The 19,076-nt window shown below is 68.8% G+C and carries 19 protein-coding genes; 7 read left to right on the top strand and 12 right to left on the bottom strand.

All coding sequences use genetic code 11. From position 1 onward, the window contains the following. Position 1: 1 nt before the first annotated feature. Entirely contained in the window at positions 2-424 is a 423-nt protein-coding gene (ndk, locus tag ACLJK8_RS04350; protein WP_413148876.1) for a nucleoside-diphosphate kinase, read from the top strand. A 100-nt stretch (positions 425-524) separates the two neighbouring features. Here the strand turns inward: ndk and ACLJK8_RS04355 are convergent, their stop codons facing one another. The 9 genes from ACLJK8_RS04355 to ligD form a co-directional block, all read right to left on the bottom strand. Further along, the gene (locus ACLJK8_RS04355; RefSeq protein WP_413148877.1) at positions 525-1,169 is read right to left on the bottom strand and encodes a copper chaperone PCu(A)C; all 645 of its coding nucleotides are present in this window, start codon (positions 1,167-1,169) and stop codon (positions 525-527) included. 56 nt (positions 1,170-1,225) lie between these two features. Beyond that, positions 1,226-1,585: a hypothetical protein gene (locus ACLJK8_RS04360; protein WP_413148878.1), complete on the bottom strand. Its 360-nt coding sequence runs from the start codon at positions 1,583-1,585 to the stop codon at positions 1,226-1,228. 85 nt (positions 1,586-1,670) lie between these two features. Further along, positions 1,671-2,294, bottom strand: a complete 624-nt coding sequence (gene purN / locus ACLJK8_RS04365) for a phosphoribosylglycinamide formyltransferase (protein WP_413148879.1) — start codon at positions 2,292-2,294, stop codon at positions 1,671-1,673. 3 nt (positions 2,295-2,297) lie between these two features. Continuing rightward, positions 2,298-3,356 carry a phosphoribosylformylglycinamidine cyclo-ligase gene (gene purM / locus ACLJK8_RS04370; RefSeq protein ID WP_413148880.1) on the bottom strand — a complete coding sequence of 353 codons (1,059 nt, stop codon included), beginning with the start codon at positions 3,354-3,356 and terminating at the stop codon, positions 2,298-2,300. A 63-nt stretch (positions 3,357-3,419) separates the two neighbouring features. Continuing rightward, the gene (locus tag ACLJK8_RS04375; RefSeq protein ID WP_413148881.1) at positions 3,420-4,208 is read right to left on the bottom strand and encodes an exodeoxyribonuclease III; all 789 of its coding nucleotides are present in this window, start codon (positions 4,206-4,208) and stop codon (positions 3,420-3,422) included. 6 nt (positions 4,209-4,214) lie between these two features. After that, the gene (locus ACLJK8_RS04380) at positions 4,215-4,847 is read right to left on the bottom strand and encodes an alpha/beta family hydrolase (RefSeq protein ID WP_413148882.1); all 633 of its coding nucleotides are present in this window, start codon (positions 4,845-4,847) and stop codon (positions 4,215-4,217) included. Next, positions 4,847-5,914 carry a tetratricopeptide repeat protein gene (locus ACLJK8_RS04385; RefSeq protein WP_413148883.1) on the bottom strand — a complete coding sequence of 356 codons (1,068 nt, stop codon included), beginning with the start codon at positions 5,912-5,914 and terminating at the stop codon, positions 4,847-4,849. Before ACLJK8_RS04385 ends, ACLJK8_RS04380 begins: the two co-directional genes overlap by 1 nt. Then, entirely contained in the window at positions 5,911-6,816 is a 906-nt protein-coding gene (locus tag ACLJK8_RS04390; protein ID WP_413148884.1) for a Ku protein, read from the bottom strand. The genes ACLJK8_RS04385 and ACLJK8_RS04390 overlap by 4 nt, the downstream gene beginning before the upstream one ends. Before the next feature lie 28 nt (positions 6,817-6,844). Beyond that, positions 6,845-9,469, bottom strand: a complete 2,625-nt coding sequence (gene ligD / locus ACLJK8_RS04395; RefSeq protein WP_413148885.1) for a DNA ligase D — start codon at positions 9,467-9,469, stop codon at positions 6,845-6,847. Between the two features lie 252 nt (positions 9,470-9,721). Between ligD and ACLJK8_RS04400 the strand changes: the two genes are divergently transcribed. The 5 genes from ACLJK8_RS04400 (at position 9,722) to ACLJK8_RS04420 (ending at position 14,902) form a co-directional block, all read left to right on the top strand. After that, on the top strand, positions 9,722-10,504 hold the full coding sequence (locus ACLJK8_RS04400; RefSeq protein WP_413148886.1) for a 3-hydroxybutyrate dehydrogenase: 783 nt from the start codon (positions 9,722-9,724) through the stop codon (positions 10,502-10,504). Positions 10,505-10,585: 81 nt separating this feature from the next. After that, the gene (locus tag ACLJK8_RS04405; RefSeq protein WP_413148887.1) at positions 10,586-11,680 is read left to right on the top strand and encodes a YihY/virulence factor BrkB family protein; all 1,095 of its coding nucleotides are present in this window, start codon (positions 10,586-10,588) and stop codon (positions 11,678-11,680) included. A 21-nt stretch (positions 11,681-11,701) separates the two neighbouring features. After that, positions 11,702-12,811, top strand: a complete 1,110-nt coding sequence (locus ACLJK8_RS04410; RefSeq protein WP_413148888.1) for a potassium channel family protein — start codon at positions 11,702-11,704, stop codon at positions 12,809-12,811. A 236-nt stretch (positions 12,812-13,047) separates the two neighbouring features. Further along, entirely contained in the window at positions 13,048-13,332 is a 285-nt protein-coding gene (locus ACLJK8_RS04415) for a hypothetical protein (RefSeq protein ID WP_413148889.1), read from the top strand. A 94-nt stretch (positions 13,333-13,426) separates the two neighbouring features. Beyond that, positions 13,427-14,902: an exopolysaccharide biosynthesis polyprenyl glycosylphosphotransferase gene (locus ACLJK8_RS04420; protein ID WP_413148890.1), complete on the top strand. Its 1,476-nt coding sequence runs from the start codon at positions 13,427-13,429 to the stop codon at positions 14,900-14,902. A gap of 10 nt (positions 14,903-14,912) precedes the next feature. On the opposite strand, the gene ACLJK8_RS04425 is transcribed toward ACLJK8_RS04420, so the two are convergent. Further along, the gene (locus ACLJK8_RS04425) at positions 14,913-15,566 is read right to left on the bottom strand and encodes a glutathione S-transferase (RefSeq protein ID WP_413148891.1); all 654 of its coding nucleotides are present in this window, start codon (positions 15,564-15,566) and stop codon (positions 14,913-14,915) included. A 132-nt stretch (positions 15,567-15,698) separates the two neighbouring features. Between ACLJK8_RS04425 and ACLJK8_RS04430 the strand changes: the two genes are divergently transcribed. Next, a complete protein-coding gene (locus tag ACLJK8_RS04430) occupies positions 15,699-16,904 on the top strand; it encodes a polyhydroxyalkanoate depolymerase (protein ID WP_413148892.1) in 1,206 nt (401 codons plus the stop codon). A gap of 352 nt (positions 16,905-17,256) precedes the next feature. On the opposite strand, the gene ACLJK8_RS04435 is transcribed toward ACLJK8_RS04430, so the two are convergent. Both ACLJK8_RS04435 and ACLJK8_RS04440 read right to left on the bottom strand, forming a co-directional pair. Continuing rightward, a complete protein-coding gene (locus ACLJK8_RS04435) occupies positions 17,257-18,786 on the bottom strand; it encodes a GMC oxidoreductase (RefSeq protein ID WP_413148893.1) in 1,530 nt (509 codons plus the stop codon). Then, on the bottom strand, positions 18,776-18,988 hold the full coding sequence (locus ACLJK8_RS04440) for a hypothetical protein (protein ID WP_413148894.1): 213 nt from the start codon (positions 18,986-18,988) through the stop codon (positions 18,776-18,778). The genes ACLJK8_RS04435 and ACLJK8_RS04440 overlap by 11 nt, the downstream gene beginning before the upstream one ends. Positions 18,989-19,076: the final 88 nt, after the last annotated feature.

Genomic DNA, 19,076 nt, shown 5'->3' on the forward strand with positions numbered 1-19,076 from the left:
CATGGCACTGCAACGTACCTTTTCGATCATCAAGCCGGACGCCACCCGGCGCAACCTGACCGGCGCGATCAACGCGAAACTGGAAGCCGCGGGCCTCCGCATCGTCGCCCAGAAGCGCATCCATCTGACGCTCGGCCAGGCGCAGGCCTTCTACGGCGTGCACAAGGATCGCCCCTTCTTCGGCGAACTGACGGAATTCATGAGCTCGGGCCCGATCGTGGCCCAGGTGCTGGAAGGCGAGGACGCCGTCCTGAAGAACCGTGAAGTGATGGGCTCGACCAATCCGGCCGACGCCGCCCCGGGTACGATCCGCAAGGAATTCGCGCTCTCGATCGGCGAGAACTCGGTCCACGGCTCGGACGCGCCGGAAACGGCGGCGGAGGAGATCGCCTACTTCTTCTCCGGCCTCGAGATCGTCGGCTGAGAGCCATCTGACCGAGCAGGCCGGCCATCGTCGGACCCGGCCGCCTCGATCCGACAACGCCGGGCGTTTCGCGCCCGGCGTTGTCTTTTCCCGGGAGGGCTTACTGAGCCGGCGCCGGCTCCTCGGGCGTCGAGGCATCGGCGGGAGCATCGCCCTGGGGCATCCCCTCATGGGACATGCCTTCCCCCGACATGCCCTCCCCCGACATGCCCTCCTGGGCCGCGCCCTCCTGGCCCGCCGCGCCGGTCTCGGCCGCGGGCTTCTCCGCCGGAATGATCGACGCGGTATCCGCGCGGGACTGCACGGTGAAGGTGACATCGACCGGCCCCGCCTTTTCGAAGACGAGCTTCGCCGGCAGCGTGGCGCCGATGAGGAACGGCTCCGTCAGTCCCATGAACATGACATGCATGCCGCGCGGCCTGAGCGTCACGCTTTCTCCGGGGGCGAGTTCGATCCCCTCGACCTCGTTCATCTTCGCGACGCCATTCGCATCGGTGCTGGTCTCGTGCAGCGCGCCTCGCGGGTCGGATTCGATGCTGATGAGCCGGTCCGCCGCGGGACCCGCGTTCGTCACGCTGAAGTAGCCCGCCGCCGATTTGGCGGTCCTCGGCGTCGCGACGATATAGGGATGATTGACCGTCAGCCCGCCCGCGGTGAATTCCTCCTGCGCCATCGCGGGCAGGGTGGTCGCGGCGCTGGCGGCGACGGTGGCGGCCAGCGCGAACAGGGCGTGTCTCAGTTTCATCTACTGCTCCTCGGGATGCCCGAAACGTTCGGGCGGGGTCGTTGTCCTCGGCTTCGTCATCCGATGCCCGGGGGGCCACGTGCCGGGTTTGGCGGCGCGTCGCGCGTGGTCGGCGGCGCGGCCGCGGCCCGGATGCGATGCGGGGCAAGCACCATGTCCCATGAGACGCCCAGCGTCGGAGGCTCGGGCGGCGCCGCGGGACCAAAGGGGCGGCAGGCTTCGCAATGCGTGATCGAAGTGGGTTCGCCGCCGCAGAGATCGGCGAGCCGGCCGCCCATGGCGAGATAGGCGTTGAGCGCCGCCTCTTCCGGGCCGCCACTCGCCAGCCGATGGGCGACGGCGGCGCCCGAGGTCGCGAGCGTCAGCGCGAGGGTGAGCGCGAGGCCGAGCAGGCGGCGGAGATGCGGCGCGGTCATGCTTCGCTGATAGCCGAAGCGCGGCCCGTCTCCAAGCGTGGTCTCGGAAGGTAAGGGCTCGGGGCGTGGGTCGAGGCGCGCCGTCTCAGGACGCGGGCTCCTCGGCGCGGAGCAGCGCGAGCTTCCGGCGATCGCCCGAGACGAACCGGCGCAGCACGGCCGGGTAGAGCAGGTGCTCGACCGGGAGTAGTCGCGCGGCGAGTGTCTCCGGACTGTCCTCCGGACGGACCGGGATCACCGCCTGCCCGAGGATCGGCCCGGCGTCGAGTTCCGGCGTCACCTCATGCACCGTGCAGCCATGCACCGCCATCCCGGCTTCGAGCGCGCGGGCATGGGTGTGAAGGCCGGTGAAGAGCGGCAGGATCGAGGGATGGATATTCAGCATCCGGCCCTGCCAGGTCTCGATGAACCCGGTCGTGAGCACGCGCATGAAGCCCGCGAGGCAGAGCAGCTCGGCGCCCGAGGCGCGGAGCGGCGCCATCATTTCCGCCTCGAAAGCGGCGCGGTCGCCCTTGAACGGCCTGTGATCAACGGCCGCGGTCGGCACGCCGAGTTCCGCCGCGAGTTCGAGCCCCTTCGCGCGTGGATCGTTCGAGAGCACCAGTACCGGCTCCGCCGGATGCTCAGGGTCGGCGAGCATCGCGCGCACGAGCGCGATCATGTTCGAGCCGCCGCCCGAAATGAGGATCGCGACGCGGGTCTTCCTCATCGCTCAGAGCGCGCCCCGGTAGCGGACACCCGCGCCCTCGGTGAGCGTGCCGATCCGGGTCACCGTCTCGCCCGCCTTCGCGAGAGTCTCGGCGATCGCCTCGGCCCGGTCGGCTGCCACGACGGCGACAAGGCCGATCCCGCAGTTGAACGTCTTCAGCATCTCGGCGTCCGCGATACCGGCCGTCCCGCGCAGCCAGCCGAAGACCGGGGGCAGGGTCCAGGCGTCGAGGTCGATCTCCGCGCCGATCCCCTCGGGCAGGATGCGGGGCAGATTCTCGGTCAGCCCGCCGCCGGTGATATGGGCGAGGCCGTGCACGCCGCCCTGGGCGATCGCGGCGAGCGCCGGCTTCACATAGATCCGCGTCGGTGCAAGCAGCGCCTCGGCGAGCGTGGTCTCACCGGAGGAACCCTCACCGAAGGGGCAGGGCGCGTCCCAGGCGAGATCGGCGCGCTCCACCACCCGCCGCACGAGGCTGTAGCCGTTGGAATGCACGCCCGAGGAGGCGAGGCCGAGCAGCACATCGCCCGCCGCCACGTCGCGCGGCAGGCTCGCGCTTCGCGACATCGCGCCGACCGCGAAACCCGCGAGGTCGAAATCGCCCGCCGCGTACATGCCCGGCATCTCCGCCGTCTCGCCGCCGACGAGCGCGGCGCCCGCCTGGACGCAACCCTCGGCGATGCCCTCGACCACGATCGCGGCCTCCGCCGGGTCGAGCTTTCCGGTCGCGAAATAGTCGAGAAAGAACAGCGGTTCGGCACCCTGACAGACCAGATCGTTCACGCACATCGCGACGAGATCGACGCCCACCGTGCCAAGCTGGCCCGTGTCGATCGCGACGCGGAGCTTGGTGCCGACGCCGTCGGTCGCGGCGACGAGGATCGGATCGTCGTAGCCCGCCGCCTTCAGGTCGAAGAGCGCGCCGAACCCGCCGAGGCCCGCCATGACGCCCGCGCGGTCGGTCCGTTTCGCCGCGGGCTTGATCCGCTCGACCAGCGCGTTGCCCGCGTCGATATCCACACCGGCGTCGGCATAGGTCAGCCCCTTCGCCTCTTCGCTCACGTCGCTCTCCATCCTTGCGCGGCGCCTGCTCTACCGCGGATCAGGGCGGATGGGAACCGCTCCTCAGGCCCGCCGCCGCGCGCGGCCGAGCCGGACCCAGACCGGCGCATGGTCGCTGGCGTTTTCCGCCGCGCGGACCTCGCGATCGACGCCCGCCTCACGCAGCTGCGGCGCGAGATCCGGCGACAGCAGCAGGTGGTCGAGCCGCATCCCGCCATCGCGCTCGAACCGGTTCCGGCGGTAGTCCCAGAAGGTGAAGACCGACCCCTCGGGATGGAGTGCGCGCAGCGCGTCGGTCCAGCCCTGGGCGATGAGTCGCGCGAAGGCCGCGCGCCCCTCCGGCGAGATCAGCGCGTTTCCGTCGTAGGAGCGGGTCTCATAGATGTCGCGCGGCTCCGGCACGATATTGTAGTCGCCCGCGAGCACCACGGGGACCGCCGCCGCCAGCAGGTCCGCGGCATGTGCCTCGAACCGATCGTGCCAGACGAGCTTCGCGTCGAACTTCGGTCCCGGCGCCGGATTGCCGTTCGGCGCGTAAAGGCAGCCGATCAGGATGCCGCGCACCGCCGCTTCGATGTAGCGGCTCTGCGCCGTCGCGTCCTCGCCCGGCAGCGCGTCGCGGGTCATCACCGGCACCGCGTCGCGTGCGAGGATCGCGACACCGTTCCAGGTGCGCTCGCCGCGCCAGACCGCGCCATAGCCCGCCTCTTCCAGCCTCTCGCGCGGGAACCGGTCATGCGCGGTCTTCAACTCCTGCAGGCAGACCACATCCGGCCGCGCGACCTCCAGCCAGTCGAGCAGGTTTCCGATGCGTCTCGTCAGCCCGTTGATGTTGAAGGTCGCGATACGCATCGCGGGTCAGCGGACCGCCTCCGCGAAGGCCCGGGTCCGCTCGGCGACGGTCGCGAGATGATCGGCGGCGCTGAAGCCCGAGACCGACCTGCGGGGCTTCAGATCATGATCGCCGTCCTCGAGCCAGACGATCTCGATCCGCTCCGAGAGCGTGTAGCCCGCCACATCGTCGCGCGTGCCGAACGGGTCGCGCGTGCCCTGAAAGATCAGCGCCGGCGTGGCGAGATGCTCCAGATGCGCGGTCCGCGTGTTCTCCGGCTTGCCCGGCGGGTGGAACGGATAGCCGAAACAGACGAGCCCCGCGACGCGCCGCTCGGCGTGGAGTTCATCGGCGATCATGCTCGCGACCCGCCCGCCCATCGACTTGCCGCCGATCAGGATCGGCCCCTCGGCCGCGAGCGCGGCGACCGCTGCACGATACTCGGGAATCACCTTCTCCGCGCGGGGCGGAGGTTTGCGGCCGGTGCCGCGCCGGCGGCTCGCCATGTAGTCGAATTCGAACCGGACGACCCGCAGCCCCGCGCCCGTGAGCGCCGCCGTCAGCGCCGTCATTCCGGCCGAATCCATCGCCGCCCCCGCGCCATGCGCGAGAACGAGCTTGGGTCCGTCCGCGGGGCCGTCGATCAGAAAATCCGGCATCAGCCCGCCGCGTCCCGCTGTCCGCGAACGAAGGCGATGCCGCGCGCCGCGCGCCGCGCCCATTCGGAGGTCGAATCGAGTTCCAGATACCGCTCCCACCAGCGCGCCGCCGCCGCGAGATCGCCCGCGTCGAATTCGAGCGACGCGAGATTGTAGACCGCGTCGGCATAGCCCGGGTCGATCGCGATCGCCCGGCCGAGATAGTCACGCGCCCGCGCCACCCGACCCCCCGCGCGCATGAGTCCTGCGAGGTTGAACCAGGCCTCGACGAAATCCGGGTCGATCGAGACGGCGCGGAACAGCGCCTCCTCCGCCTCGCGTTCCCGCCCGGAGGCGCGCAGGCAGTTCGCGCGGTTGAAGGCGGCGTCGCTGTCGTCCGGATCGGCGGCGAGGCAGCGGGCATAGAGCGCGGCGGCGCCGGCGAAATCCTCCGCCGCCTCGGCCGCCTCGGCCTCGGCGAAAAGCCGGTCGGCATCCGCGCCCGGGCCCTCGAAGCCGAGCAGAAGCTGCCCGTCCAACTCGCGCAATTCCTCGCCATGGCGGGCGTAGATCGCGCGGTCCTCGCCCAGTTCGAGCGATTTCGCCGTGAGCGAGACCGCCGGTCCCTGCCGGTGCACCGACCGCGCGATCGCGGCCCAGTCGGCGCCGCCCGCGATCAGGCCCGCGTATTTGCGCGCGAGGATCACGTCGCGGAAGGCATAGGGTTCCGCCTCCGCCGCGAAACCGTCGAAGAGCGACAGCATGTCGAGCGCGTGCGCCCGGAGCCCTGAGCGGGCAAGCACTTCGGCGCGGGTAAGCGCGCGCTCATCCTCCGGCGCGACCTCGGCGACGAAACGCAGGAAAGCGTTCTCGCTCAGGAGCCGTCGCCCGGCGGCGCCGGCCACCTCGGCCTCGATCGCCTCCGCGTCGAGCCGGCGCAGGAGCGAGCGGCCGAAGACGATGATCCGGGTTCGCCGCGTGACGCCGCGATGCAGGGTACCGCCCCGGGCGGCAACGGCACGGGCGGCGAGGCGCCGGGGCAGGCTGTCGAGCGCGCCGACGAGGCCGACCGCGAGGCGGGAGGTCACGATGTCGCCTTGGCCTTCGTCGCGCGCGGGCTCCGCGTCCCGGCCGCCGCGCGTTTCGGCTTCGGCGCCGGCTCCTCGGCTTCGCCGCCCGCGGCCGGCTTGGCCTTGGCGCGGCTCTTCGCCGGCGGCTTGGTCTGGCTGAGGCTCGCCTTCAGCGCGTCCATCAGGTTCACGACATTGCCGCGTTCCGGCGCGGCGGCGACGATCGGCTTGTGACCCTTCAGCTTCTCCTTGATCATCGCCATCAGCGCTTGCTCATAGCGGTCGGGATAATCACCCGGATCGAATTTCGTCGTCTTCTGCGCGATCAGCGCCTCGGCGAGCCCCAGCATCTCGGCGTCCGGCTTCTCGTCCGGGATCGAATCGAAATAGGCCGAAGTCGCGCGCACCTCGGTCGGGTTGCGGAGGGTCTGGACGAACATGCCCTTGTCGAGCGCGCCGATCGTCACCACCCGCTCGCGGCTCGACAAGACCAGCCGGGCGATCGCGAGCTTCTTCGCGTCCTTCAGCGCCTCGCGGAGCACGATGAAGGTCTCCTCCGCCATCGCCCCGTCGGGCGCGAGGTAATAGGGCGCGTCCTGCCAGATCGTATCGACCTCGTCGGCGTCGACGAAAGCCTCGATATTCATGGTGTGGTTCGATTCGATCTGCACCGCTTCGAGGTCGGCATCGTCGATGATGACGTATTTCTTGTCCTCGTATTCGTATCCGCGCACGAGATCGGAGCGCTCGACCAGGCCCAATTCCGGATCGACCGGCTTGATGTTGATGCGGTTGTGCGTGTCCTTGTGGAGCTGGTTGAAGCGTACGCGGTCCGAACTGCTCGTCGCGGGATAGAGCCGGACCGGGCAGCTGACGAGGCTCAGCTTCAGATAGCCCTTCCACGTGGCGCGAGGTGCCATGTCCTTCTCCCCTCAACCGCGCCCGCCCTCAGGGCAGGTCGCGCGCATACTCGTCCATGTCGGCCCAGGGATCGCCGGAAGCGGCGACCAGATCGGGCAGGGTAGCGTAATTCAATTCGCCCGGCCCGTCGATTGTTTCGAGATCATCCCAAGTCAAGGGCGCCGAAGCGGGCAGATTTCCGCGCGCGCGGAGCGAATAGGGCGCGACCGCCGTCGCGGAGCGCGCGTTGCGGTGGAAGTCGATGAAGATCCGGTTCTTGCGGTTCTTCTCACCCATGACCGTGACGAAGGTCTCGGGCGCCGTCTTCGCAACCGCCTCCGCGATCGCCGAGGCCGCCCTGTGCGTCGCCTTCCAGTCGAGCTTCCGCGTCACCGGCACGACCACATGCACCCCCTTGCCACCGGAGGTCTTGGCGAAGGGGACGAGCCCCATCCCGCGCAACGCCTCGGCGACGTGGCGCGCGGCGTGGACGATCTCGCGCCAGCCGATCCCCTCTCCGGGGTCGAGGTCGAAGATCACCCGGTCGGGATGCTCCGGGTCGTCCTTGCGCGCACCCCAGCAATGGAACTCGACGACGCCGAACTGCGCGAGCGCGAGATAGCCCTTCGCGTCGTCGATGGTGAGATAGGTCTTGGACTCGCCATCGGAATCCCTGAACGGCATCGTGCCCAGCGCCTTCGGCATCCCCGTGAACGGGTGGCGCTGGAAGAAGCAGTCCTCGGGCTTGCCGGTCGGGCAGCGGACCAGCGAGACCGGACGGCGCAGGATGAGCGGCAGCATCGCCTCGCCGATCTTCGCGTAATAGACCGCGACATCGAGCTTGGTCGGCCCGGAGCGGCCGAAGAGCCGGCGCTCGGGATTGGTGATCGAGATCTGGGCGAGGTCGGCGTCGGTGATCATGCGTTGCCTCGGCTCCGGCGCCGCCCGCCGCGTCGCCGTTTCGGCCGACCCGGTTCGACCTTGTGCGAGCCCGCGCAGGCCGAGGAAAACCGCGTGGCGCACCGAGTTGTTCCCGGTGCGCGTCGAATAGCGGATGCGCGCGCTCAGCACCGGGCGGACCGCGATCACGTCGCGCGGCGCCTCGGGGAGCGGCGGGGCGCCGTCGCGGAGCGGTTCGAGCCGGTCGAGCAGATCCGCCATCGTGCCCGCGTCGAAGCCGGTCCCGACCTTGCCCCGGTAATGAAGCTCGTCCCCCTCCCATTCGCCGAGCGCCAGCGCGCCGAGCCCGCCCGCGCGCGCCGAGGCGGTATAGCCCGCGATCACGAAATCCTCCGTCCGCGGCGCCTTCGCCTTGAGCCAGCTCCGCGACCGCCCCGGGCGATAGGGCGCGTCGGCGCGTTTCGAGACGACGCCTTCGAGCCCCATCTCGCCCACACGCTCGAAGAAGGCGGGGCCGTCGCCCTCGACATGATCGCTGAACTGGATCGCCCCATGAGTCGAGCCGGCGGGTGTCGCGGCGATCAGGGACGCGAGCAGCGCCTTGCGCCGGCCGAGCGGCACGTCGCAGAGGTCCCAGCCGTCGAGATACGGCAGGTCGAAGGCGAAGAAGGTGAGCCGCCCCTCCGGTCCTTCGGAGAGCGCCTTCTGCAACCCGGAAAAATGGCTGACACCCTTCGCGTCGAGCGCGACGATCTCGCCGTCGATGATCGCGTTCCGGTGGCCGAGCGCCTCGAAGGCCGCGCCGAGATCGCCGTAGCGGTGTGTCCAGTCGAGCCCGCCCCGGGTGATGAGCCGGGCGGTACCGCCCTGAAGAAAGGCCATGGCGCGATAGCCGTCGAACTTGATCTCGTGCAGCCAGCCGGACCCCTCCGGTGGCGCCTCGGCCGCCGTCGCGAGTTGCGGCGCGAGGCTCTCGGGCATCTCCGCCTTGACCGCGCCCTTGAGCGCCCCGGGACGGATACGTCTGGCGCGGGGCGGGGGAGCGGGCTCCGCCAGGAGATCCTCGGCGCGGCGGCCGGTTCTGACGCTTTCCGGCCGTTCCGCGAGAACGTCCGAGCCGGGGGCGGCGGCGAAGTCCTTCTCCTTGATGAGCAGCCACGGCACCTGCCGCTCGCCCTCCCTGGGTCTGAGCCGCGCGAGCATCCAGCCGCCACGGAGCTTTTCGCCGGCGAGCCGGAACTTGAACGCGCCCTTGGCGAGATCGGCCGCCGCGTCGCCCATCGGCGCCCATGTCCCCTCGTCCCAGACGATGGTCGGACCACCGCCGTATTCGCCCTTGGGGATCACGCCTTCGAAATCGGCGTAGTCGAGCGGATGATCCTCGGTCTGGACCGCGAGCCTTCGGTCGGCCGGATCGAGCGACGGGCCCTTCGGCACGGCCCAGCTCTTCAGAACGCCGTCGAGTTCCAGCCTCAGGTCGTAGTGTTTCGTGGTGGCATGGTGCTCATGGACGACGAAACGGTCGCCGCCACGCGCGCGCGCGTCCGGCTCCCCGTCCACCCCCGTCGCACCTTCCGGCTCGGCCGTCCTCCCGAAATCGCGCTTCCGGCGATAGGCGCCGAGCGCGCCATCCGAATGCTCGGCCGGATTCTTGTCCGAATGTTCGGCCGGATTCTCGCCCGGATCTTCGCCGGGATTCTGGGCCGCATGCCCGTCCTGGCGCTTCTTCGGGCCGGATGCCGTCTTCGCCGGTGCTCCTTTCCGTGCTCCCACCCGCGGTTCTCCCGGTGCTGCGCGCGGGGACGTTCGCGCATCTGACATGGAAGGAGGCTAGGGCAGCGCCGGTTTCCGTGCAATCGCATCGCGGCGTCCCGGATCGGGCGATGGCGCCCCGGTTCCCGACACGACCGGTGGGGAACAGGCCTTGATTTCGGCGCCGCACCCGTAACTGATACCGGGGACATCGGCGCCCAGGGGCTTCGCAACCGGCGCCGATCGGACCGAAACGGGACCAAGGAGACCAAGATGGCTCGATTTGACGGAAGAGTGGCGATCGTGACCGGCGCCGCCAGCGGCATCGGCAGGGAGATCGCCCATGCCTTCGCCGCGGAGGGCGCCATCCCGGTCATCGCCGACCTCAACCTCGAAGCCGCCGAGAAGACCGCGCAGGAGATCCGCGACAAGGGCGGCGAGGCGATGGCGGTTGCGATGGACGTGACGGACGAGGCGGCCGTCGACAAGGGCGTCGACGCGGTGGCCGAGAAATACGGCCGCGTCGACATCCTCGTCAGCAACGCCGGCATCCAGATCGTGAAGCCGCTGGTCGAATTCGACCTCGCCTCCTGGAAGAAGATGCTGGCGATCCATCTCGACGGGGCGTTCCTGACAACGCGCGCCTGCCTGCGGCACATGTACAAGGCCAATTACGGCCGTGTGATCTACATGGGCTCGGTCCATTCCAAGGAAGCTTCCAAGCTCAAGGCGCCCTATGTCACGGCCAAACACGGGCTCACGGGCCTTGCCAAGACGCTCGCCAAGGAAGGCGCCGAACACAACGTGAGCGCGAACGTCGTCTGCCCCGGATTCGTCCGGACACCGCTTGTCGAGAAGCAGATTCCGGAACAAGCGAAGGAGTTCGGCATTTCCGAGGAGGATGTGGTCAGGAAGATCATGCTGAAGGACACCGTGGACGGCGAGTTCACCACCACGGGCGATGTGGCGGACGCGGTGCTGTTCTTCGCGGCGGCGAAGAACTGCGTCATGACGGGCCAGTCCGTGGTGGTGAGCCACGGCTGGTTCATGCAGTAGGGACGCGGCTTCATATGGCAAGGCCGAGGCGGGCCCGGGACGCTGTTCCGGGTCCGCCTCGCGACGGAGGAGGACGGACACTTGGCGCGGAGCCCAGAGCGGGAGGAACCCGAGCGGGAGGAGCCCGAGCGCGAGGAACCTGAGCGCGAGGACGCGGAAGACGAGACCCTGCCGCCCGATCCGTGGCGGGACGAGGATCGCGAGACCCACCCGGACGTGAGCGCGCTGCCCACCGGCCGCCCGGCGCGGGACGCCAGGCAGCCGAGCGAGCTCAACCGGCGCGCTTGGAAGGGCGTTCTGGCGCGGGTGTGGAACGGCATCTCGGAGGACCACCTCTCGATCATCGCGGCGGGGGTGGCGTTCTTCGGCATGCTCGCGGTCTTCCCGTCGATCGCGGCGCTCATTGGCATCTATGGCGTCTTCGCCAATCCCGACGCGGTGGCGCAGAACCTCGAACGCGTGCGGCCCGTGCTGCCGGGCGATGTCTACACGCTGCTCGAGAGCCAGGTGGACCGGCTCCTGACGGCGGGGACGAGCAGTCTCGGGATCGCGTCGCTCATCGCGATCGTGCTCGCCCTCTGGAGTTCGCGCGCCGGGGTGATGGCGCTGATGGAGGGGCTCAACATCGTCTATCGCGAGCGCGATACCCGCAACATCGTCTGGATCTACGCAAGCTCGTTCCTGCTGACCGTGATCGTCCTCGCGATGGCGATCCTCGCGCTCGTCGTGGTCGTCGCCCTGCCGGCGGTGCTGACCTTCCTGCATTTCGAGAATTTCGGCGCGCTCGGCGCCTGGCTCGCCCGCGTGCTGCCGCTGCTCATTCTCGGCGTGGCGGTCGTTTTCGTGATCGGCGTGCTCTACCGGATGGGGCCGCACAGGAAGCCGGCGCGCAAGCGCTGGGTGACGCCGGGAGCGTTCCTCGCGACCTTCGGCTGGGTTCTCGCCTCCTATCTGCTCTCGACCTATATCTCGCGGTTCGCGAACTTCAACGAGACCTACGGCTCGCTCGGTGCGATCATCGCGCTCCTGCTCTGGCTCTATGTCTCGGCCTTCGTGGTCCTGCTCGGTGCCAAGTTCAACGCGGAGATGGAGCTTGCGACGGAGCACGACACGACCGCCGGACCGCCGCGCCCGATGGGAAAACGGGGCGCCTATGTCGCGGACCATGTCGCCTGACAGCATGTCGCCCGATCCCCGATGCGCCGCCCGATAGTCAGGGAAAGCCTGCGCCTCAGACGGCGGAGCGGCCCCGAATGGCGCCGCGTCGCCATGCGGGCCTCGGTCGCGATCGGGCTGATCGGGCTCACGCTCGCCGTCTACTGGTTCGACCGGGAGGGTCTGAGGGACAATATCGACGGGGATATCTCGTTCCTCGACGTGCTCTATTTCACGATGATCACCGTGACCACGGTCGGTTACGGCGACATCGTGCCGGTCACCGACCGGGCGCGGCTCTTCGACACCTTCCTCGTCACGCCGATCCGCCTCTTCGTCTGGCTGATCTTTCTCGGAACCGCCTATGAGCTGCTGTTCCGCAATGTCTGGGAGAAATGGCGCATGAGTCAGATCCAGTCGCACCTGCATGGCCATGTCGTCGTCGTCGGCTACGGCGCCACCGGCGCCGAGGCGGTCGCGGAACTCCTGCGAACGGGCGTGCCGCCGCAACGGATCGTCGTCGTCGATCAGAACCCGCGGTCGGTCGCGGCCGCGGCGGAGCGTGGCGTCGCGGTGCTCGAGGGCGACGCGACCCGCAACGAAACGCTGGAAGCGGTCCGGATCGACCGCGCCAAGTGCATCGCGGTGACCGCGGGCCGGGATGACACCTCGATCCTGATCGTGCTGACCGCGCATGGCATCGCACCGCATCTGCCGATCAGCGTCGTCGTCGCCGCGCAGGACAACGAGCCGCTGGCGCGGCAGGCCGGCGCGGGCACCGTCATCAACCCGGCGAGCTTCGCCGGGCTCCTGCTCGCGGGCTCCGCGCATGGGCCGCATATCGCCGAATACATGGCCGATCTCGCGGCGATCGGCGGGGATGTCATGATGCGCGAACGCGGCGTCGCCCCGGACGAGGTCGGCCGGCCGCTCTCCACGATCGCGACCGGAATCGGCCTGCGTGTGATTCGCGACCACGAGAGCTTCGGATTCTGGCACGACGGCGCGGCGATGCTTCAGGAGGGTGACCATATCATCGAGATCGTGCCCAGGGATCGAACCGGCGAGCGAACTGGGGAGCGAACCGGCGAGCAGGCCGGGACGCGGGCCGCCGACAAGGGCCATGAAAGGGGCGATGACGTGTCCTCCTGATCACGCCACCCCGACGACTACGGACCGCGACGCAGCTCGCGGCCAGGACGATAGCTCACGGAGACCTCACGGCCGCGGTGGCAGACGAGCAACAATTCGTCAACTCGGATAACGGACCCTTGCCGGTACGGGCCGCGACCTGCAAGACTGTGCGTGCCTGGTCAGCGGGAATTATTCAGCGCGAATTATGCTGAAACAACGAGAACATGGCCGGCGGCACAAAAGAGGAACCGAGCATGACAGACTCTCTTTCGAAAGCCATCTCGGCCTGGGATGGCAAGCGCCTCCGGGTCGTCACGACACTGGGCGAGTTTCAGGGCGAGGTCCGCGAGGCCGGCGACTGGCTCACGCTGATGGACGCGGAGGGGGAGGAAAGCGCCCTGATCCTGCGCGGCCATGTCGTCGCGATCGGCCTGATCGACACCGAGTTCGAGCCCCATCCGGAGCTTGAGACCTTCATCGACGAAGTCGAGGAGGTGCCCGGCATGGGGGTCTTCGCCAAGGCCGTCGGCCACTGCTGAACGTGGCGGGGTCCGAAAACGCCCGGCCGGAAAGCGGGTCTTAACGCTCGCCGCCGATAGTGCTCCCCGGAGTGGGGAGCAGGGACTGTCGGCGATGAACGTGATCAATATCGGAAGCGGACGCGCGCGCGGGGCGGAACCGACGCCAAGCGACGACGCGACGATGAGCGAGGCCGCCCGCGGGGTCGCGCGCACGCTTCGGCGCGCGTCGCTCTCGCCGGCCGAACCCGCGCTGATCGCGGCGAGCCTCGATTTCGCGGCGGCGGCGCTCGCCTTCGCACTCGCGGCGGCGACCGGCCCAGCACCTTTGGACGCGCGCGCGCTGGCGGGGGCCGCGGTCTGCGCCGCCGTGGTCGTCGGGAGCATTCACGCCTCGGGGGGCTACCGGCTCGCGGCGCTGCGCAGGTTCGGGCGCGGGCTTGGCGTCTTCACCCTCACGGCCTCCCTCGTCTGGGCGACCGGTTTCGTGCTTGGCTGGACCGCGGGGCGGCCCGAGGCCTGCCTCGGGTTTCTCGCGTTCCTCGGCGTTCCGGCGCGCGGGCTCGCTTCGGTGCTGAGCGGCTGGGCACGGGATTTCGGGCTGATCGAGCGGCGGGCGGTGGTGATCGGAGGCGGCCCCGAGGCCGAGCGGCTCATCACCGGTCTCGCCGCCAATCCCGACAACGACATTCGCGTCCGCGGCCTCTTCGACGACCGCGCCGCCGGGCGCTCGCCGGCGGTGACGGCGGGAATCCCGCGGCTCGGCACGACGCGCGAACTGATCGCCTTCGCGCGCGCGGCGGAGATCGACATGCTGATCGTGGCCCTGCCGCTCGCGGCGACCGCGCGAATCCAGCAGATCCTGCGGCCGCTCTCCGTCCTGCCGCTCGACATCCGGCTTTCGACCTACAGCGCGGACATGGGCTTTCGCCGCGCCGGCGCGGGTGGCGCCTTGCGCGTGCTGGGCTCGCGGCCGCTCGACGCGCGGGGCGCGATCCTGAAGCGGGCGATGGATCTCGTGGGCGCGAGCCTCGCGCTCGTCCTGCTGGCCCTCCCGATGACACTGGTCGCGCTCGCGATCCGGCTCGACAGCCCGGGGCCGGCGCTGTTCCGCCAGCCGCGGCACGGCTTCAACCACCGCCCGGTGCTGGTCTGGAAATTCCGCTCGATGTACGCGGACGACTGCGATCCCGCCGCGCGCCGGATCGTGACCAAGGACGATCCCCGCGTGACCCGAGTCGGTCGCTTCATCCGCAAGTACTCGATCGACGAACTGCCGCAGCTCTTCAACGTGCTGCGCGGGGAACTCTCGCTCGTCGGACCGCGCCCGCACGCCGTCGTCGCGATCACGAGCCAGCAGGTGGCCTTCGCCGAGATCGTCGACGGCTACGCGGCGCGGCACCGGATGCGGCCGGGGATCACCGGCTGGGCACAGATCGAGGGCTGGCGCGGTGAGGTGGACGACCCGGAGAAGCTGCGCCAGCGCTTCGAGCACGACCTCTACTACATCGAGAACTGGTCGCCCTGGTTCGACCTGCGCATCCTGTTCCTGACGCCGCTCCGGTTGCTCAACACGCGAAGCGCATACTGACGGGCGGGGCTCAGAACTCGACTTCGAGCTCGACGATCTCGTCGGGCTCGGCTACGGCGCCCTCGGTCCATTCCTTCATCAGATCCCAGTCGAACACCGTGTCGCAATACGCGCGCAGCAGCGGCGTGAGTTCCACCGCGTAGGTACGGAAGCGGGTGCAGACCGGCGCATACATCGCGTCGGCCACCGTCGGCCGGCCGAAGAGGAACGGCCCGCCATGCGATTCGAGGCATTCGGTCCAGATCGTTCTGATCCGCTCGATATCGGGGCGGGCGCCGGAGAAGACCTTGAACTTCTCGTGCCGCGCCTTGAGGTTCATCGGCAGCGCCGAGCGCAGGTTGTAGAAGCCCGAATGGATCTCGCCCGAGACGGCGCGGCAATGCGCGCGGCGGAACCGGTCCCGGGGCCAGAGATGGGCTTCGGGGAAGACCTCGTTCAGATATTCCGCGATCGCCAGCGTGTCCCAGATCTCCACCCCGTCATGGGACAGCCGCGGAACCAGAACCGATGGCGACAGCAGCAGCAGTTCCTGCCGGGACGCGGCATGGCTGAGGTCGACCGGCTTCTCGTCGAAGTCGAGCCCGGCCATCTTGCACAGGAGCCAACCCCGGAGCGACCAGGAGGAATAGTTCTTCGAGGAAATCGTCAGGACAGCGTCGGACATGCTCGCCTCCGGATCGTCGTTGCATCGCAGCAACAAACATCTCGCATTGCAAAACGGTTTGCACTAGCTTTTTCTGTACCGGGGCCAGGGTACCGCGAAGTCTCGCGGTCCGATCGTAGCCAGGAGTGATGCATGCTCTACCAGACGTACCAGTTGCAGGATGATCTGATCGGGCAGCTGAGGTACGCATCGACATGGTTTCGAGCGATGCTGCGCTGGGGCTCCGGGTACGAGCCGATTCGCCGCCTCGATGCCACGCTCGAACTGATCCAGCGGTTCCGCCTGACGCAGGTTCGGCCGGATTTCCACGTCAAGCCGGTGCTGATCAGTGGCCGGGAATACCCCGTCGCCGAGGAGGTGGTGCTCGACCTGCCGTTCGGAAAGCTCCTGCGCTTCGCCAAGGACATCGAGATACCCCAGCCGAAGGTTCTGGTCCTCGCCCCGCTCTCGGGGCATTTCGCGACGCTTCTCGCCGGGACGATCCAGACGCTGCTGCGCGATCACGAGGTCTATGTCACCGACTGGGCCAATGCCCGCGACGTGCCCGTGGACGCGGGCCGGTTCGGCGTCGACGAATACATGAGCTACGTGATTCGCTTCCTCGAGGAGATCGGCGGTCGCGCGCATATCCTCGCGGTCTGCCAGCCCTGCGTGCAGGGGCTCGCCGCCGTCGCGGTCATGTCGGAGAACGATCATCCCTCGGTGCCGCTCTCGATGACCCTGATGGGCGGTCCCATCGACGCGCGCGAGAGCCCGACCACGGTGAACGAACTCGCGATGGGCAAGCCGCTCGGCTGGTTCAAACGGAACGTCATCTCCAGCGTGCCTGGCCGCTACAAGGGCGCTGGCCGCAGGGTCTACCCGGGTTTCGTCCAGCTCACCGCCTTCATGATGATGAATCTCGACCGGCACAAGGAACAGCACCAGAGGCTTCATGAATATCTGGCGGCGGGGAATGCGATCGAGGCAGAGAAGATCAAGTCCTTCTATGACGAATATTTCGCCGTTCTGGATCTGACCGAGGAATTCTACCTGGAGACGATCGAACGCATCTTTCAGCGCGCGGAGCTGGCGACGGGGAAGTTCACCTATCAGGGCCGTCCGGTGAACCCCGGAGCCATCCGCAAGACGGCGCTCCTGACCGTGGAGGGCGGACGCGACGACATCTGCGCGCTCGGCCAGACCAGCGCCGCGCATGAGCTCTGCTCCTCGCTGCGCCCGCATCTGAAGCGGCACCATCTCCAGGCCAATGTCGGCCACTACGGCGTCTTCAACGGCAAGCGCTGGGAGCAGGAGATCTACCCCGTCGTGCGTAACCACATCCTCGCGATGGAGTGAGGCCGCCGGGTCCGGCCGCGAACGGCGCGGCCGCGTCGCCGACCGATCGCGTGGTTTGAACTGGGCCTTGTGAGGCGCGGGCGAGGGATGGGGCGTGTCTGGCTCTCTCGTTAGGAGATCGAGCCGACATCCCCCAGACCTCAAACCGGCGATCCGGGGCCGACCGTGGTTTGCCGGAGACCCGGTCTCTACCCGAACCGGATCAACAAGTGATCCGGCCGTGCGCGAGGAACATCCCGCTCACGCGCCCGGTATCGCGCCGCCGGAAGTCGGATGCGGTGCGCGCGCCGCGACCACGCAGCCGCGGGAGAGAGTCTGTGACCTCGCGAGAACGTTGTCCGGAGCCGCCCGCTCAGGTGGACAGGCGGCGTGTCAGGTGGTCGCCGAGCCGAAGCGCCAGCTGGGTCAGGGTATAGGTCGGGTTGGAGTGGCCGGGCGTCGAGAACACGCTCGACCCGCCGATATAGAGATTGTCCACCCCATGCACCCGGCAGTCGCCGTCGACCACGCCGTCGCGCGGATCGGTGGACATGCGCGTCGTGCCCATGTGATGCTTGCCCCCGACCTCGTCCTCGGCCGTGCCGGGGATCTTCGCCGGCTCGGCGGTCAGCCAGTCGCGGAGCTTGAGCCGGCCGATGTCCTGCTCGGCGATATGCGCGCCATAGGCCATGGCCGCGGTCCGCATCGTATGGACATCCATCTCCGACATCCGCCAGTCGAGCAGGGGCCGGCGCAGTCCGAAGGCGTCGCGCTCCGTCCCGAGACGCACCCGGCTGTCGGGGTTCAGCGCCTGTTCGAAGGCGATCCGCGTGATCGCGAGCGGCTCCGGCCGGGGCTCGCCCCGCATGTTCCACCAGGCCTCGATCCCGCCGAGATCGCAGTTGGCGAGTTCGCGCCCCAGCACCTTCTCGGCCAGCCGCTCGCTGAAATCCCGTCCGCAGGCGGCGCCCCGGATCAGCGAATCGGCGACGCCGGTTTCGGGCGGGTGGTATTCCGGTTCCAGCCGCAGGCCGAAGTTCATGATCTCGTTCTCGAACAGGAACTCCTCGGTCGGCATGAAATACTCGCGCTCCTGTTGCGGCTGGCGCAGCACCACGTCGGAGATCACGAAATGTGGATGGTCGCAGAAGAAGCGGCCGACCATGTCGGTCCGGTTGCCGATGCCTTCCGGGAACTGCTGGTCCATGGCAAGCAGGAGACGCGCGTTCTCGACGCCGCCCGTGGCGAGCACGTAGTAGCGCGCCTTGACGGTGAAGCCCCGGTCATCGGGCGCGTAGGACTTGAAGACCGCGCCCTGAACCTCGGTCCCGGCCTCGTCCATCGGCATCGCCACCAGATTGGCGTTGAGCCAGAGGTCGATACGGTCCGAATTGGTGAGCTCGTCGAGGTATTTCTCGCCGAACCGGGTCGGCGGGCTCCACCGGAACTGGAAACGGTGGAAACGGTAGGCGTTCTGCGCGAAGGGCAGGTTCGGCGCCTCGGATTCGTTCGGCACATCGAGGATCTGGTCGGCCTCGGCGCGGTAGGGGTCGAGGTCGAGCTTGGTGATCGGCCAGCCGCTCAGCCGATTGAAGCTTTTCGGAACGAAATCCACCGGCTCCATCGCCCGGCACCAGCCGGCCCAATGGTTCGACGTGCCGCCGAAGAACCTGAGCCGCGACGTATCGAGCGGGAAATAGTCGAGCCCGACGTTCTCGCCGACGTAAGGGTCCTGGGAATCGAGTTCGATCTCGAGCCCGCCCGCCTCCATCAGCGCGACCTTCGCGCCCCCGCGCGCGAGCGCCCGGGCGACCGTGATCCCCGCCGGGCCACCCCCGATCACGCAGGCGTCATAGACCTGCTCGAACCCGCCGCGGTCGGCGGCGGTGGCGTCAGACCTCATGGGACGAGATGGCGCGCAGATCGGCCGTGGTGAGGATCCAGCCATCGACGAGGTGCAGGCCCTCGCCGATGCTCTCCCCCGCCAGCGCGGTCACGGGGTCCGCGGCGAAGAGACGTGCCGCGGGGAGGCCGAATGCGATGGAGGCGAGCGCGCCCAGGGCGCCTTTCAGGAAACCGCGTCGTTCAAGCATCGTGTCTTCCATCCTTCCGCTCCGCCAACCGATCTCTGTCCGGCGCCCGGCGCCCGGTCAAGAGGGCGGGGGACCACTTGGTTACCGCGGGCGGGCCGCC

This window comes from Amaricoccus sp. W119, from assembly GCF_047275745.1.
Classification (GTDB): Bacteria; Pseudomonadota; Alphaproteobacteria; order Rhodobacterales; family Rhodobacteraceae; genus Amaricoccus.

Excerpts from the sequence above, each read along its gene's own strand:
- ACLJK8_RS04375 (WP_413148881.1), bottom strand. The coding sequence starts at position 4,208 with ATGCGTATCGCGACCTTCAACATCAACGGGCTGACGAGACGCATCGGA.
- ACLJK8_RS04440 (WP_413148894.1), bottom strand. The coding sequence starts at position 18,988 with ATGGAAGACACGATGCTTGAACGACGCGGTTTCCTGAAAGGCGCCCTG.
- ACLJK8_RS04425 (WP_413148891.1), bottom strand. The coding sequence starts at position 15,566 with ATGTCCGACGCTGTCCTGACGATTTCCTCGAAGAACTATTCCTCCTGG.
- ACLJK8_RS04410 (WP_413148888.1), top strand. The coding sequence starts at position 11,702 with ATGCGCCGCCCGATAGTCAGGGAAAGCCTGCGCCTCAGACGGCGGAGC.
- ACLJK8_RS04420 (WP_413148890.1), top strand. The coding sequence starts at position 13,427 with ATGAACGTGATCAATATCGGAAGCGGACGCGCGCGCGGGGCGGAACCG.
- ndk (WP_413148876.1), top strand. The coding sequence starts at position 2 with ATGGCACTGCAACGTACCTTTTCGATCATCAAGCCGGACGCCACCCGG.
- ACLJK8_RS04415 (WP_413148889.1), top strand. The coding sequence starts at position 13,048 with ATGACAGACTCTCTTTCGAAAGCCATCTCGGCCTGGGATGGCAAGCGC.
- ACLJK8_RS04380 (WP_413148882.1), bottom strand. The coding sequence starts at position 4,847 with ATGCCGGATTTTCTGATCGACGGCCCCGCGGACGGACCCAAGCTCGTT.
- ACLJK8_RS04400 (WP_413148886.1), top strand. The coding sequence starts at position 9,722 with ATGGCTCGATTTGACGGAAGAGTGGCGATCGTGACCGGCGCCGCCAGC.
- ACLJK8_RS04435 (WP_413148893.1), bottom strand. The coding sequence starts at position 18,786 with ATGAGGTCTGACGCCACCGCCGCCGACCGCGGCGGGTTCGAGCAGGTC.
- ACLJK8_RS04360 (WP_413148878.1), bottom strand. The coding sequence starts at position 1,585 with ATGACCGCGCCGCATCTCCGCCGCCTGCTCGGCCTCGCGCTCACCCTC.
- ACLJK8_RS04355 (WP_413148877.1), bottom strand. The coding sequence starts at position 1,169 with ATGAAACTGAGACACGCCCTGTTCGCGCTGGCCGCCACCGTCGCCGCC.
- ACLJK8_RS04430 (WP_413148892.1), top strand. The coding sequence starts at position 15,699 with ATGCTCTACCAGACGTACCAGTTGCAGGATGATCTGATCGGGCAGCTG.
- ACLJK8_RS04390 (WP_413148884.1), bottom strand. The coding sequence starts at position 6,816 with ATGGCACCTCGCGCCACGTGGAAGGGCTATCTGAAGCTGAGCCTCGTC.
- purN (WP_413148879.1), bottom strand. The coding sequence starts at position 2,294 with ATGAGGAAGACCCGCGTCGCGATCCTCATTTCGGGCGGCGGCTCGAAC.